The sequence below is a fragment of the Actinotalea sp. Marseille-Q4924 genome (assembly GCF_916618755.1).
Lineage (GTDB): Bacteria > Actinomycetota > Actinomycetes > Actinomycetales > Cellulomonadaceae > Actinotalea.
In genome coordinates this window covers 543,921-557,562 of record NZ_CAKAKB010000001.1, presented here as the reverse complement: position 1 = coordinate 557,562, position 13,642 = coordinate 543,921, and the positions used below count along the sequence as shown (strand labels likewise).

The 13,642-nt window shown below is 74.6% G+C and carries 16 protein-coding genes and 1 pseudogene; 7 read left to right on the top strand and 10 right to left on the bottom strand.

The genetic code is table 11. The features are described 5' to 3' along the window. Positions 1-42 precede the first annotated feature (42 nt). The 3 genes and pseudogenes from LG379_RS02700 to LG379_RS02690 form a co-directional block, all read left to right on the top strand. A pseudogene (locus LG379_RS02700) lies at positions 43-261 on the top strand (dihydrofolate reductase family protein); the annotation flags it as partial. A 73-nt stretch (positions 262-334) separates the two neighbouring features. Continuing rightward, positions 335-496 (top strand): dihydrofolate reductase family protein, encoded by a 162-nt coding sequence (locus LG379_RS02695; protein ID WP_225753033.1) that lies wholly within the window; start codon positions 335-337, stop codon positions 494-496. 40 nt (positions 497-536) lie between these two features. Then, positions 537-941 carry a VOC family protein gene (locus LG379_RS02690; RefSeq protein ID WP_370634413.1) on the top strand — a complete coding sequence of 135 codons (405 nt, stop codon included), beginning with the start codon at positions 537-539 and terminating at the stop codon, positions 939-941. Between the two features lie 59 nt (positions 942-1,000). Here the strand turns inward: LG379_RS02690 and LG379_RS02685 are convergent, their stop codons facing one another. Both LG379_RS02685 and LG379_RS02680 read right to left on the bottom strand, forming a co-directional pair. Further along, on the bottom strand, positions 1,001-1,483 hold the full coding sequence (locus tag LG379_RS02685; protein ID WP_225753032.1) for a GNAT family N-acetyltransferase: 483 nt from the start codon (positions 1,481-1,483) through the stop codon (positions 1,001-1,003). Between the two features lie 118 nt (positions 1,484-1,601). Then, entirely contained in the window at positions 1,602-1,907 is a 306-nt protein-coding gene (locus tag LG379_RS02680; RefSeq protein WP_255632883.1) for an N-acetyltransferase, read from the bottom strand. 791 nt (positions 1,908-2,698) lie between these two features. Between LG379_RS02680 and LG379_RS02675 the strand changes: the two genes are divergently transcribed. Continuing rightward, complete coding sequence (locus tag LG379_RS02675) at positions 2,699-3,292, top strand: hypothetical protein (RefSeq protein WP_225753031.1); 594 nt, start codon at positions 2,699-2,701, stop codon at positions 3,290-3,292. Positions 3,293-3,319: 27 nt separating this feature from the next. Here LG379_RS02675 and tsaD read toward each other — a convergent pair whose 3' ends face one another. Then, a complete protein-coding gene (tsaD, locus tag LG379_RS02670) occupies positions 3,320-4,378 on the bottom strand; it encodes a tRNA (adenosine(37)-N6)-threonylcarbamoyltransferase complex transferase subunit TsaD (protein ID WP_225753030.1) in 1,059 nt (352 codons plus the stop codon). A 79-nt stretch (positions 4,379-4,457) separates the two neighbouring features. On the opposite strand from tsaD, the gene LG379_RS02665 reads away from it, so the two are divergent. Together LG379_RS02665 and LG379_RS02660 are read left to right on the top strand one after the other, a co-directional pair. Next, positions 4,458-4,835, top strand: coding sequence for a PadR family transcriptional regulator (locus tag LG379_RS02665; RefSeq protein ID WP_225753029.1), 378 nt, complete (start codon positions 4,458-4,460; stop codon positions 4,833-4,835). Next, on the top strand, positions 4,832-5,350 hold the full coding sequence (locus LG379_RS02660) for a hypothetical protein (protein WP_225753028.1): 519 nt from the start codon (positions 4,832-4,834) through the stop codon (positions 5,348-5,350). The genes LG379_RS02665 and LG379_RS02660 overlap by 4 nt, the downstream gene beginning before the upstream one ends. A 70-nt stretch (positions 5,351-5,420) precedes the next feature. Here LG379_RS02660 and LG379_RS02655 read toward each other — a convergent pair whose 3' ends face one another. From LG379_RS02655 to LG379_RS02635, 5 genes are all read right to left on the bottom strand, one after another. Then, positions 5,421-5,951, bottom strand: coding sequence for a GNAT family N-acetyltransferase (locus LG379_RS02655; RefSeq protein ID WP_225753027.1), 531 nt, complete (start codon positions 5,949-5,951; stop codon positions 5,421-5,423). After that, on the bottom strand, positions 5,948-6,649 hold the full coding sequence (tsaB, locus tag LG379_RS02650) for a tRNA (adenosine(37)-N6)-threonylcarbamoyltransferase complex dimerization subunit type 1 TsaB (RefSeq protein WP_225753026.1): 702 nt from the start codon (positions 6,647-6,649) through the stop codon (positions 5,948-5,950). Before tsaB ends, LG379_RS02655 begins: the two co-directional genes overlap by 4 nt. Positions 6,650-6,715: 66 nt before the next feature. Continuing rightward, on the bottom strand, positions 6,716-7,174 hold the full coding sequence (gene tsaE / locus LG379_RS02645) for a tRNA (adenosine(37)-N6)-threonylcarbamoyltransferase complex ATPase subunit type 1 TsaE (RefSeq protein ID WP_225753342.1): 459 nt from the start codon (positions 7,172-7,174) through the stop codon (positions 6,716-6,718). 92 nt (positions 7,175-7,266) lie between these two features. Then, positions 7,267-8,469, bottom strand: a complete 1,203-nt coding sequence (alr, locus tag LG379_RS02640; RefSeq protein ID WP_225753025.1) for an alanine racemase — start codon at positions 8,467-8,469, stop codon at positions 7,267-7,269. Positions 8,470-8,563: 94 nt separating this feature from the next. After that, a complete protein-coding gene (locus tag LG379_RS02635; RefSeq protein WP_225753024.1) occupies positions 8,564-10,189 on the bottom strand; it encodes a bifunctional ADP-dependent NAD(P)H-hydrate dehydratase/NAD(P)H-hydrate epimerase in 1,626 nt (541 codons plus the stop codon). Positions 10,190-10,250: 61 nt separating this feature from the next. Here LG379_RS02635 and LG379_RS02630 point away from each other — a divergent pair, with 61 nt between their 5' ends. Beyond that, a complete protein-coding gene (locus LG379_RS02630) occupies positions 10,251-11,240 on the top strand; it encodes an LLM class F420-dependent oxidoreductase (protein ID WP_225753023.1) in 990 nt (329 codons plus the stop codon). A gap of 74 nt (positions 11,241-11,314) precedes the next feature. On the opposite strand, the gene LG379_RS02625 is transcribed toward LG379_RS02630, so the two are convergent. Together LG379_RS02625 and glmS are read right to left on the bottom strand one after the other, a co-directional pair. Beyond that, a complete protein-coding gene (locus tag LG379_RS02625; RefSeq protein ID WP_225753022.1) occupies positions 11,315-11,668 on the bottom strand; it encodes a holo-ACP synthase in 354 nt (117 codons plus the stop codon). Positions 11,669-11,735: 67 nt separating this feature from the next. After that, on the bottom strand, positions 11,736-13,601 hold the full coding sequence (glmS, locus tag LG379_RS02620) for a glutamine--fructose-6-phosphate transaminase (isomerizing) (RefSeq protein WP_225753021.1): 1,866 nt from the start codon (positions 13,599-13,601) through the stop codon (positions 11,736-11,738). Positions 13,602-13,642: the final 41 nt, after the last annotated feature.

Genomic DNA, 13,642 nt, shown 5'->3' with positions numbered 1-13,642 from the left:
AGACTGGGCGGGGCACCACCGGCACCAGTCAGCGAGGACCGCATGCGCAGGATCGTCGCCCACGTCTCCGTCTCGCTCGACGGGTACTTCGAGGGCCCGGACTCGGACATCAGCCGGGGCCGCGTCGACGACGAGCCGCACCAGCACAGGAACGACGAGCTGAGGACGCGCAGCGCGTTCCTCCAGGGCCGCCGGACGTACGAGCTCATGGAGGCGTTCTGGCCGACGGCGGACCCGGACCCCGCGAACGCCGGGGTGATGGCCGAGCTCGCCGGCATCTGGCGGGACGTGCCGAAGATCGTCTGCTCGCGCACGCTGACGTCGGCGGGTCCTCGTGGACGAGTACGGCCTCTACGTCCACCCGGTCCTGGTGGGGCGTGGCCGGCCGTTCTCCGGACAGGAGCCCGCGCTGACGTCGCTGCGCCTGATCGAGACCAAGACGTTCGGCAACGGCGTCGTGATGCTCCGTCACGAGCGCACCCGAGCCACGGGGTGAGGCGCGACGACGGGACGACGTCCCGGGAGGGGGTCGGGCGGTGGAGCTGCGGGCGTTGACGGTGGTCCGCCACACGGGACGACTCGACGCGATGAGTCGCTTCTACGGTGACGTGCTCGGCATGAGCACCGTCGAGAGCTGGGACCGGCCCGACGGTCGCGGGGCGGTGTTCGCCCCCGCCGGCAGCGTGCACGGCGCGCACGTCGAGGTGCTGGACATGCCTGGCCGGGCGGTGACCGGGGCCTCGCCCGCAGACGTCGTCCTCACCTTCGTCGTCGCCGACGTCCGGGCGGTCCACGACGCGCTCGTCGATGCCGGTGCGACGATCGCTCGCGGCATCGAGGACACGCCGTGGGGTCACCGCTCGTTCGGTCTGGACGACCCTGACGGCCTGCGCATCTGGGTCGTGCAGGACCTGGCCTCGGATCGTCGCGGGTCGGTCTGAGCTCCGCCGGCCGACGACGATGCGCAGCGGTGGCACGAACTCGGCTCCGCACGGTCAGGTCAGGGGCCGTGGTGCCGACCGTGGAGTGCGGGGACGTAGGCGTAGTCGGTCACCCACAGGCCCGGCAGCACCTCACGGTCACCGACCAGCCCGAACCCGAGCCTTTCGTAGAGCCTGCGGGCCGGCACGTTCGCACGCCCGGTGGAGACCGTCGTGGTGCGCCAGTCGGCGCGACGCAGCACGTCCGTCACGAGCCGCGTTCCGACGCCGCGGCGGTGCACGGTGCCCGCGACGACGAGACGGTCGACATCGACGACGGAGCCTTCCTCGGTCCACGCCACTGCCCCGAGCAGCTCCTCGTCGTCGAAGGCGGCGACCCAGAGCAGCGGAGCGGACCGCAGCGCATCCAGGTCCTCGTGCAGCGGCGGGATGCGATCGTCCTGGATGAGGTCTGCTTCCTTCGCGTACGCCTGGCGCTGGACCGCCAGCAGCGCGCGCGCCAACCCCGGCTCGGCGGCCGGCTCGACGCTCCGGAGGATCACCCGGGTCATTGTGCCGTTCTGCAGCACCACATCAGGGCGTCGCCGTCGTCGTAGACGTCTCAGGACATCCGCAGACGACCGCGTCGCGGCGGGACCGGGCGGGCGTCGACGGTCACGGTCACGCGGCGACGTCGGCCAGATCTCTCTCGTAGCGCCGCAGCACCGGGTACGGCGGGAAGCTCGTCAGCGAGGTGGAGTCCGTCACGCGCCAACCGCGGCGCTCGTAGAAGCGGATGGCGCGCCTGTTCTCGTCGAACACGCGCAGCCAGGCCGAGTGGTGGCCCTGCATGCGCAGGTGCTGGAGCACGTCATCGTGAGCGATGCCCGCCAGACCACTGCCCCAGGTGCTCACCGCAGTTCCGAAGTGGAGGAGCTCATTCCCGCGAGTCGCAGCAAAGCCCGCGAGCTCGCCGTCGAGGACGATGGCGAAGCAGTCCGTACCGGGGTCGTCGATCTCGGCCAGCCAGCGGGCACGGACCTGCGAGGTCGGGAAGGGGTGCTAATCCTGGCGGAAGATGTGGCCGAGCCCGACGACGCCACCTTCGCGCTGGACCTCCAAGAGGATCTCCAGGTCGTCGCGAGCAAGAGGTCGCAGGACCGACACGTCCTCGACGCTACAGGGGCCCTTCCGTTCACCGCGGGGCCTGCCGGACGGTGCGGCATGCGCGGACCGCGTGGGAAAGAGCCTCTTCGGTTGCTGTCCGTCGAGGTCCTGGAGGCAGCCGACACGGGCGGCGTTGACGCCCCCGGGAGCCGGGAGGACGATCGGAAGTGCCGACACCGCGACGGAAGGCGGAGCGAGCGTGGTGCGCCGAGAGGAGGCCGCATCATGGTGAACCGCAGCGTCAGGTGCGTGTTCGGCTTTCATCGCTGGCACCGCGAGCACGCCGCTGAGACCGGCGGTCGCTACGCCTGGTACGACCGCTGCCAACGCTGCGGGAAAGAGAAGACCAGCCTCGGAGGACCGGATTCGCCAGGTCCACCCATCTGGTTCTGACGCAGGAACCGGGAGCGCCATGCGACCGTCCTCCAGGTTCCTCACCCGGTTCTGGTCACCCGCTGCCGCCACTGCCATGATCGGGCGATGGGGGACAGGGCGGGTGTCGGGCCGCCGGACTCACGCGCCGCCGTCCTCGTCCTGACCGCAGGGCTCGACCCTGCTCGCCGGACCGTGGACCTCGGAGGCCTGCACCGTCCGACGACGGACCGGCCAGGATGCTGACCTCGCGGCGCGCACTCGCCGTCGTCGCGCTCGCCCTCGTCGTCGCCGTGACCGGCGTGGCGGCCTGGCTGGGAGCTCGCGAACGGGTCGAGCTGAGCGCGCAGGGGTACGCGCTGTCGGGAGGCTTCGTCCGGACGGACGAGGTCGAGCTCGACGAGCGGTCCCTCTACGGGATCCCGGCCGGCACCGACTCGGTGATCGCCGTCGACGCCGGGTCGGGCACGGCGGTCGCGATGAGCTTCTGGCGCAACGACGGACCCGTTGCCGTCACCCTCGTCACCCCGCCGACCGACAACGGCTACGACCCGTGGCCCGTCGACCTCGTGCCCGGCACGGTGTCCGCGCGGACCCCCCTCGACGACGCGGCGCTGCGGGCGGGCGTCACCCGCCTGAGCGTCGAGCCGGGCGAGACCGTAGGTGTGCGGTTCACGCTCCACGACCCGTGCCTGCCCGTGGACCTCCCGATGGGCCCGACGACCGCCGTCCTCGAGGCGACCGCCCTCGGGATCACCCGGACCGTCGCCCTGCCGCTCGATCCGGTCCCGCTCATGATGTCGACGACCGAGCCTCCGGACACCTGCGGCTGACCGCAGCGCCCGCGAGCCGCCGTCGCCTCAGACGAGCACCTGCGTGAGCGGCATCGACGAGTCGACAGCCAGGTCCAGCGGCGAGGCCGGCAGACCCCGCCGCACGACCGCCGCCCCGAGCGCAGCGATCATCGCGCCGTTGTCCGTGCAGTAGCGGATCGGCGGGATGCGCAGCTCGATCCCGGCCTCGGCGCACCGCTGCGCCAGGAGGTCGCGCAGCTGCGAGTTCGCGGAGAAGCCGCCGCCGACGACGAGCGTGGTCACGCCGTGCTGGCGGCAGGCCGCGATCGTTTTGGCGGTGAGCACGTCCGCCACCGACGCGGCGAAGGACGCGGCGACGTCGGCCAGCGGGAGCTCCTCCCCCGCGTCCTGGCGCGACTCGACCCAGCGTGCGACCGCCGTCTTGAGCCCCGAGAACGAGAAGTCGGCCGCGTGCTTCGCCTGGTCCTTCGCGGCCGTGAGGCCCCGCGGGAACCGGATCGCGGTGGGATCGCCCTCGCGCGCCAGGCGGTCGATGTGCGGCCCGCCCGGGTACGGCAGGCCGAGCAACCGGCCGACCTTGTCGAACGCCTCGCCCGCGGCGTCGTCCAGCGTGTGCCCCAGCTCGCTCACGCCCGTGACCGCGTCCTCGACGAGCAGCAGGGACGTGTGCCCTCCGGAGACGACGAGCGCCATGCAGCGCTCGGGGAACAACCCGTGCACGAGCTCGTCGACCACCGCGTGGCCGATGACGTGGTTGACGCCGTACAGGGGCTTGTCGAGAGCGACGGCCAGCGCCTTCGCCGCGGCCGCCCCGACCGTGAGCGGCCCGACGAGCCCGGGCCCCGCGGTCACCGCGATCGCGTCGACCTCTGCGAGCGTCACGTCGGCCTCCGCGAGCGCGCGCTGCAGCGTCGGCACGAACGACTCGAGGTGGGCCCGCGACGCGATCTCGGGGATGATCCCGCCGAACCGCGCGTGCTCGTCGACGGAGCTCGCGACGGCGTCCACGAGCAGCTCGCTCGCGTCGGCGGTCGCCCGGACCAGAGCGACGCCCGTCTCGTCGCACGAGGTCTCGATGCCGAGGACGAGGGCGGGCTGACGCATGGCTCCAGCGTAGGAGTGGAGCCGGTTCTGTTCATACCCGCTACTTGGCATCACCAGATAGCGGGCGTAGTCTCTCCTCGTGCCGGACCTTCACGACCCGCAGCTGCTCAAGGGCGTGCTGCCCATGCTCGTGCTGCGGCTCCTCGTCGAGGCGGAGTCCTACGGCTACGAGCTCGTCACCCGGCTCCGGGCGGCCGGGCTGGAGCAGATCACCACCGGCACGGTCTACCCCGTGCTCGGTCGGCTGGAGCGGGACGGCCTGCTGGCGTCGCGGCTCGTCGCGTCGCCGTCGGGCCCTGCCCGCAAGTACTACCGCCCGACCGACGACGGCGCCGCGCACCTCGCGGGCGCCGAGGCGGCCTGGGCGGCGCTCGCCGCCGTCGTCGCCGCGACGGGGACGAGCACGGCCGCGCAGGCCGGCACGACAGAGCACACCACCGACGAGGGGGACCGATGAACGACGTCGACCGCAGCACGCTCACGCGCACCGACCGCCTCCGGCTGGGGTGGTACCTCCAGCGCCTGTCCTGGGCCCTGCAGGACTACCCCCGCCGGGAGCGGCGAGCGGCGCTGCGGCAGGTGCGCCAGGACACGCTCGCGGCCGCGGGCGACGTCGGCATGCGCACCGCTGTCGACGAGCTCGGGCACCCGCGCGCCCTCGCCGAGCGGTACGTCGCCCAGCTCGACCGCCCGCTCCCGCGCTGGACCTCAGGAGCCGTGGCCGCCGCGCTCGCCTGTGGCGCCCTGCTGTACCTCGGCATGGCGTACACGACCGGGACCCTCCACACCCTCGAGGCGCTCGGTGGCGGGACGCTCACCACCTACCCGCTCGGCGGCGAGGTGGTGTTCACGGCGGACGACCGCACCTTCGCCGTCGAGTCGACGCTCTCATGGCAGGGGGGTCTGCTCTTCGCGGCCGTCGCCGGCGTCGCCTTCGCGCTCGCGTCGCGGGTGTGGCGCGTCCTGCCCTGAGGCATGCGCGCCCGGCCTTGTCCGTCCCGGTCGGTGACCGTCGGTGCCGCGGTGCCCGGGCCGTCGGCCCTCAGCGCAGGGGCAGCCGCATGGTGAAGGCGTCGACACCCTCGGGCTGGTAGTACCGACGCCGGCGTCCGAGCACCTCGAAGCCGTGCCCGCGGTAGAGCGCGATCGCGGGCGCGTTGTCGACGCGCACCTCGAGGAGCACCGCTTCGGCGCCCAGCTCCCGCGCCCGTCCGACGAGCGCGTGCAGCAGGATCGTGCCGAGGCCGCGCCGCTGGGCGGCCGGGTCGACGCCCAGGGTCATGACCTGCCCGACGTCCCCGTCGAACCACAGGCCCGCGTACGCGACGAGCCGCGAGGACCGGCCGCGTGCTGCGCCGTCGGACGAGGTGCCGCCCACCGGACCGGGCGACGCGTCGGCGTCGATCCCGACGTACCACCGCCCCGGCGCGCGCAGCTCCTCCGTGAGCATCCCGGCGGACCACGCCGACGGGGCGAACAGCCGCTCCTCGAGCTCGACGAGGCGCGGCAGGTCCTCCTCGGTCAGGGGCCGGAGGGCCGGGACCGTCCGCGCCTCGCCCGTCCGCTCGCTCACCGGCCGGCCCGCTTGCGCGACGCGGCCGGCATGACGTCCGGCCGCCGCAGGTACAGCGGCTCGGCCGGCTGCGGGACCCCTGCGTCAGCGCGGGCCAGGGCCAGCGCGGCGAGCACCACCGCGTCGACGTGCAGCGGGCCGTGCTCGGCGCGGCCGGCCGGCACGACGTCGTCGGCGTGGAGCACGACCCCCGGGCCGACGACGACGGCGTCCGAGAGCGCACCCGCCGCCGCCAGCTCGGCGGGGCGCGCGACGCCGGGACCGTCCAGCAGCGCCAGCGCGCCGGGGGCCTCCGCCCGGGCGGCGTAGCGTGCGTGGTAGACCTCGCGGCGCCGCGCGTCGGTGAGGACGACGACCTCCTGCGCGGGATCGGCGGCGCGATCCCGGTACGCCTGGGCCGCGAGCGCGTCCAGGCTGCACACCCCGTGCACCGGAAGCCCGAGGGCGAACGCGAAGGTCCGTGCCGTCACGAGCCCCGCCCGCAGCCCGGTGAAGGGCGCCGGGCCCGTCCCGACGACGACGGCCGTCAGGTCACGCCGGTCCGCACCGGCCTCCCGCAGCACCTCGGTGACCAGCGGTGACAGCAGCTCGGCGTGCCGGCGCGGCTCCTCGACGCGGCGCGCGGCGAGCGCGGCGGTCCCGTCGGGGGTCACCAGAGCGACGGTGATGTCCGCGGAGGTGTCGAGGGCGAGCAGCACGGCGACATCCTCGCACCGCCCGCGACGGCGCCGCGGCGCACCGGCGGCCTGCCGGACGACGGCCGGTCAGGCGGGGAGCACGACCCCGGCCCAGCGGGGCCCGACGCCCCGCACGGCGACGTGCCGCTCGCCGACGTCGGCCTGCTCGAGGTCCGCGTCCGACGTCCCGCCGACGGGCCGCGTGATCGTCACCTCGAGGCGGTCCTCCGACAGCACCTCTGCGAGCCCCTCACCCCACTCCACGACCGTGACGGAGTCCTCGAGGCTCTCGTCGAGGTCCAGGGCGTCGAGCTCGTCCAGCGACCCGAGCCGGTACGCGTCCACGTGGACCAGCGCGGGCCCGGCGCCGAGCGGCGGGTGGACGCGGGCGATGATGAACGTCGGCGAGGCCACCTGGCCGCGCACGCCCAGGCCCTCCCCGAGGCCCTGCGTGAACGTGGTCTTCCCCGCGCCCAACGGACCGGTGAGCACGACGAGGTCCCCGGCCCGCAGGAGGTCGGCGACCCGGCGGCCGTAGGCGCGCATCGCGTCGGCGTCGCCGGGCACGTGCACGACCGCGCCGTCACCCGCCTGCCCTGCCCCCTGGGCACCGGCGGCGGCCTCCAGCCCGCGACCGGTCACGCGAGGTCCTCGTCCACCCCGGCCTCGGCATCCACCGCCGCGTCGCCGACGACGACGCGCGGCACGCGTGCCCCCACGCGCGTGATGATCTCGTAGGAGATCGTCCCCGCGGCCTGCGCCCAGTCCTCGGCGGTGGGCTCGCCGTCGGCACCGGAGCCGAAGAGCACGACCGTGTCCCCCGCCCGCTCCGTCGCGTCCGGCCCGAGGTCGAGGACGACCTGGTCCATGCACACCCGTCCCGCGACCCCGAGCCGCCGGCGGCCGACCTGCACCGGACCACCCCAGCGGTCCTGCGTTCCTGAGGCGTGCCGCGGGACGCCGTCGGCGTACCCGATCGGCACGAGACCCAGCACCGTCTCGCCCGTCGTCGTGTAGGCGTGCGCGTACGAGACGCCCTGCCCCGCAGGCACGCGCTTGACCAGCGCGAGGTCCGCCTCGAGGCGCATGGCGGGCGTCAGCCCGAACGACGCGGGGCCGCCCACCTGCGGGACCGGTGAGAGGCCGTAGACGGCGAGCCCGGGCCGAACGAGGTCGTAGTGGACGCTCGCGTCGGTGAGGGTCGCGGCGGAGTTCGCCAGGTGCCGGACCTCGAGGCGCGCACCGGCGCGCTCGGCGAGCGCGATCGCCCCCGCGAACACCTCGGCCTGACCGCGCACCGTCGGGTGGTCGGGTGCGTCCGCGAAGGCCAGGTGCGACCACAGCCCGACGACGGCGACCGCACCCTCGGCCTGGGCGCGCAGCGCGGCGTCGAGGAGGTCCGCCAGCTCGTCCGGCCCCACGCCGTTGCGGCCCAGCCCCGTGTCCACCTTGACGTGCACGCGCGCGGTGACTCCCGCCGACCGGGCCGCCGCGACGACGTCGTCGAGGGCCCACCGCGCCGCGACGGACAGGTCCACGCCCGCGGCCACGGCGCGCTCGAGCGGCGCCCCCGGCGCGTACAGCCATGCCAGCACCGGCACGGTGACGCCGGACTCGCGCAGGGCGAGCGCCTCGTCCACCTGCGCCACACCGAGCCAGGTGGCACCGCCCGCGAGCGCGGCACGGGCGCTGGGCAGGAGGCCGTGCCCGTAGCCGTCCGCCTTGACGACCGCCATGACCGCCGCGTCGCCCGCGTGCTCGCGCAGGGCGGCGACGTTGGAGCGGATGGCGGCCAGGTCGACGACGGCGCGGCCCGGGTAGCTGCTCGGGTGGCTGCTCACGCGCGCCAGTCTCCCACCGCGGCCACCACGGACGGCGTCACCGCAGGCGGCCGGGTCACATCGGGACGACCACGGTCGCCCGGCCCCGTCCCGGTCACCGGAGCAGGTCCGCCACCGTGCCGGGCAGCGCCCGGGCGACGTCGCCGGCGGTCACCGGCCCCCCGGGGTTCGCGCGGTGCGCGGCGAGGCCGTGCACGCACGCGGCCGCCGCGGCGAGCCGCGCGACGTCGTCGGGGGCGGCCAGGTCCCCGCGGCCGGCGAGCAGCGCTCCCAGCACGCCGGCGAGGACGTCACCGGCGCCCGCGGTGGCCAGCCATGCGGGCGCATCCGCCTGCGCGAACGCCCCGTGCGGCCCCACGACGACGGTGACCGCCCCCTTGAGCAGGACGGTCGCACCCGTGCGGTCGTGAGCCTCGCGCGCCCAGCGCAGCGGCTCGGCCTCGACGTCCTCCCGGTCCACGTCGACCCGCCGCGACCCGAGCAGCCGGGCGAGCTCGCCGGCGTGCGGGGTGAGCACGACGCGCGGCGGCAACCGGTCCGGGAGCAGACCCAGCGCTCCGGCGTCGAGCACGACGGGCAGGTGCTCGGGGACCGCCGCCGCGAGGGCGGCGCGGGCCCGGCGCGCCTGCTCCTCCTCCGCCGGGTCCAGGCCCGGGCCGAGCACCCACGCCTGCACCCGGACGTCCGCGTCCCCTCCTGTGACGACCTCCGGGTGGGCCGCGACGACGGCATCACGCACGCGGTCCGGGCCGACGTACCGGACCATCCCGCACCCGGCGCCCTGGGCCCCCGCGACGGTGAGCACGGCCGCCCCCGGGTACGTCGCGGTCCCGGCCACCACGCCGACGACGCCGCGGCTGTACTTGTGCCCGGAGTACCCGGGGACCGGCCAGAGCCGCGCGACGTCGGCGGCGTCCAGGCGGACCACGGCCGGGGCGGCGGAGCGCTGTTCCAACACCGGCCCCAGGCCCAGGTCGACGACCTCGACGCGGCCCGCCAGGTGCGCCGCGGGGGGCAGGAGCAGGCCGGGCTTCGTCGCGCCGAAGGTCACCGTGAGGTCGGCGGGCAGCACAGGACCGGGCACCGCGCCCGTGCCCACGTCGATGCCCGAGGGGACGTCCACGGCGACGACGGTCGGCCGGACGGGGACGGTCCGGCCGGAGCGCGGGGCGCCGCCCGCCACCCCCTCGAGCTGGCCCAGGACCTCCGCGAGGAGCTGGACCACCTCGGCACCCGTGCCCCGCAGACCTCCCCGGGCACCGATGCCCAGCAACCCGTCGAGCACGACGTCGGCCGCGGCCGCCTCCGCGAGCACGTCTCCCAGCCACGCCGAGGCCCCGACGTCCACAGCGGGCCCCGCCGCGTCGGGCACGGCCTCGGGCAGGCGGAGCACCTGCCCACCGGCGGCCCGGTGCGCGGTCAGCCCGCCCTCGTGGACGCGGGTGTCGACGAGGACCGCCACCGTGCGGACGCCGTGCCGCGCCAGCAGCGCGAGCGCGTGCAGGGTGTCCCCGCCGTTGTTGCCCGCGCCCACGAGCCCGACGACGGTCGCGCCGGCCACCCGGCCACGCCCACCGACGCGCTCCCGCAGGAGACGACGGACGTGGAGCGCCAGCGCCGTCGCGGCGTGGTGCATGAGCCCGCCCGCGTACCCGCGCTCGCCGGCGAGCAGCGGCTGCTCGGCGGCGCGGACGTCCGCGGCGGTGAAGGCCTCGATCACGGTCCCATCCTGCCCCGGCCGGCGCAGGCGTGCGGGGCGGCCGCGGTCTAGGTTGTCCCCCATGCGCTTCGGACTCTTCATCCCACAGGGCTGGCGGATGGACCTCGTCGGCATCGACCCCTCGCAGCAGTGGTCGACCATGGACGCCCTCGCCCGGCACGCCGACTCCGGTGACGCCTGGGAGTCGATCTGGGTCTACGACCACTTCCACACCGTCCCCGAGCCGACCGACCAGGCCACCCACGAGGCGTGGACCCTCATGGCCGCCTACGCCGTGAGCACCTCGCGGGTGCGCCTCGGCCAGATGTGCACGTGCATGGCCTACCGGAACCCGGCCTACCTCGCGAAGGTCGCCGCCACCGTCGACCTCATCAGCGGCGGGCGGGTCGAGATGGGCATCGGCGCCGGCTGGTACGAGCACGAGTGGCTCGCCTACGGGTACGGCTTCCCGAGCGCGGGTGACCGGCTCGGCGCCCTGCACGAGGGGGTCGAGATCATGAAGCAGGCGTGGGAGAAGGGCGAGGCGACGCTCGACGGCCGCTACTACCAGGTCGACGGCGCGCAGGTCCGCCCCCAGCCGCTGCAGCCGGGCGGCATCCCGTTCTGGATCGCCGGCGGCGGCGAGAAGAAGACGCTGCGCACCGCGGCGCAGTACGCGCAGTACACGAACTTCGACGGGTCGCCCGAGGGCTTCGCCCACAAGTCGGAGGTGCTGCGCGGCCACTGCGAGGACCTCGGCCGCGACTTCGACCACATCGTCCGCTCCGCCAACTACAACGTCGTCATCGGGCGCGACCAGGCCGAGGTCGACGAGCGGCTCGCCTGGATCGGGGAGCACTACCGCAAGGCCACCCCGAGCAAGGCGGAGTCGACGCTCGAGAGCTTCCGCACCGGCCCGCTCGTCGGCACGCCGGAGCAGATCGTCGAGCGGCTCACCGAGCTGCAGGGCCTCGGCATGACGTACGCGATCACGTACTTCGTCGAGGCGGCGTACGACCGGTCCGGCATCGAGCTGTTCGAGCGCGAGGTCGTGCCGGCGCTGCTCGGCTGACCGCGGGTCCGAGGGCCCGGCGCCGCGGCGGCGTCGGGCCCTCGCTCTGCCCGGCGGCCGACGGCGTCCTCGGGTCAGTCGCGCTCCGCGATGGCGATCGCCGACGCGATACCCGCGTCGTGCGAGATCGACAGGTGCCACCGCTCGACCCCGAGCTCGGCGGCGCGGGCCAGGACGGTGCCGCGGAGCTCCACCTCCGGCGGGCCGCCGGCGATCCGGTGGACCGTCGCGTCCTGCCACGACATGCCCCCGGGCGCGCCGAGCGCCTTCGCGATGGCCTCCTTCGCCGCGAACCGCGCCGCGAGCGAGGTCGGCGGCACGTCGCGCTCCTCCGGCGTGAACAGCCGCTCGACCAGGCCGGGGCTGCGCTCCAGCGTCGCGAGGAAGCGTGCGACGTCCACGACGTCGATCCCCACGCCCACGATCACGGCGCCACCACCGGCGCCGCGTGCGGGGAGACCGCCGTCGTCGTCCGCCCCCGCGACGGCCGGAGGGTCACTCGACCGTGACGGACTTGGCCAGGTTGCGGGGCTGGTCGACGTCCAGGCCCTTCGCGGTGGCGAGCTCGCACGCGAAGATCTGCAGCGGCACGACGGCGACGAGCGGCGCGAGGAGCGTCGGCGTCTGCGGGATGCGGAACACCTCGTCCGCGTACGGCAGGACGGCGTCGTCGCCCTCCTCGGCGATGACCAGCGTGTGCGCACCGCGGGCGCGGATCTCCTGGATGTTGGAGACGACCTTGCTGTGCAGCTGGTCGCGGCCGCGCGGCGACGGGACGATGACGAACACCGGCTGCCCGGGCTCGATGAGGGCGATCGGGCCGTGCTTGAGCTCGCCGGCCGCGAAGCCCTCGGCGTGGATGTACGCGAGCTCCTTGAGCTTCAGCGCGCCCTCCATCGCCACCGGGTAGCCGACGTGCCGGCCGAGGAACAGCACGGACCTCTCCTCGGCCATGCTCCGCGCGATCTCGCGGACGTGCTCGGCGCCGTCGAGGACCTGCTGGATCTTGTCCGGCATCGCCCGCAGGTCGGCCAGGACCTCGGCGATCTCGTCGGGGAACTTCGTCCCGCGCAGCTGGGCGAGGTACAGCCCCAGGAGGTACGCCGCGGTGATCTGGGCGAGGAAGGCCTTCGTCGAGGCGACCGCGACCTCCGGCCCGGCGTGGGTGTAGAGGACCGCGTCGGACTCCCGCGGGATCGTCGAGCCGTGCGTGTTGACGATCGCGACGACCTTGGCGCCCTGCTCGCGCGCGTGACGCACCGCCATGAGCGTGTCCATCGTCTCGCCGGACTGGGAGACCGCCACGACGAGCGTCCGGGAGTTCACCACCGGGTCCCGGTAGCGGAACTCGTGCGCGAGCTCGACCTCGACGGGGATCCGGCACCAGTGCTCGATCGCGTACTTGGCGACCTGCCCGGCGTAGGCCGCCGTGCCGCACGCCACCACGATGATCTTGTCGACCTGGCGCAGGATCGCCTCGTCGACGTGGAGCTCGTCGAGGACGAGCCGACCCTGGAGGTCCGTGCGTCCCAGCAGCGTGTCAGCGACCGCGTGCGGCTGGTCGTGGATCTCCTTGTCCATGAAGGACCTGAAGCCGCCCTTCTCGGCGGCCGAGGCGTCCCAGTCGACCGTGAAGCGCTTGGGCTCGACGTGCTCGCCGTCGAAGCCGACGACGTCCACGGAGTCGGGGGTGATCGTGACCACCTGGTCCTGCCCGAGCTCCATCGCCTCCTTGGTGTACGCGATGAAGGCCGCCACGTCCGAGCCGAGGAAGTTCTCCCCCTCGCCGAGCCCGACGACGAGCGGCGAGTCGTGCCGCGCCCCGACGACCGTGTCCGGGCGGTCCGCGTGCACGGCCAGCACGGTGAAGGTGCCGTGCAGCCGGTTGGCCACCGTGCGCACGGCCTGGGTGAGATCACCGGTCTCCCGGTATTCGGCGGCGACGAGGTGGGCGACGACCTCGGTGTCCGTCTCGGAGCGGAACGTCACCCCGGATGCGGCCAGCTCGGCGCGCAGAAGGGCGAAGTTCTCGACGATGCCGTTGTGGATGACGGCGAGCGTGCCGTCCTCGGACAGGTGCGGGTGCGCGTTGACGTCGTTGGGGGCACCGTGCGTCGCCCACCGGGTGTGACCGATCGCCGCGGTCGCCCCCGGCAGCGGCCGCGCGTCCAGCTCCGCGGTGAGGTTGGCGAGCTTGCCGGCCTTCTTGGCGAAGGTCAGCTGCGGGGCTCCCGGCGTGACGAGGGCGACCCCCGCCGAGTCGTAGCCCCGGTACTCCAGGCGGGCCAGCCCGCCCATGACGACCTCGAGGGGACGACCGTTCGCACGCTGGTCCCCGACGTACCCGACGATTCCGCACATGGCCGCGAGTCTAGTGGGGCGGCCGTGGTGGGCCGGATCCG

What these genes read in the sequence shown, in the direction of transcription:
- LG379_RS02675 (WP_225753031.1), top strand. Translation starts at nt 2,699, where the DNA reads ATGCTGACCTCGCGGCGCGCACTCGCCGTCGTCGCGCTCGCCCTCGTC.
- tsaD (WP_225753030.1), bottom strand. Translation starts at nt 4,378, where the DNA reads ATGCGTCAGCCCGCCCTCGTCCTCGGCATCGAGACCTCGTGCGACGAG.
- LG379_RS02660 (WP_225753028.1), top strand. Translation starts at nt 4,832, where the DNA reads ATGAACGACGTCGACCGCAGCACGCTCACGCGCACCGACCGCCTCCGG.
- tsaE (WP_225753342.1), bottom strand. Translation starts at nt 7,174, where the DNA reads ATGCGCGCCTACGGCCGCCGGGTCGCCGACCTCCTGCGGGCCGGGGAC.
- LG379_RS02630 (WP_225753023.1), top strand. Translation starts at nt 10,251, where the DNA reads ATGCGCTTCGGACTCTTCATCCCACAGGGCTGGCGGATGGACCTCGTC.
- glmS (WP_225753021.1), bottom strand. Translation starts at nt 13,601, where the DNA reads ATGTGCGGAATCGTCGGGTACGTCGGGGACCAGCGTGCGAACGGTCGT.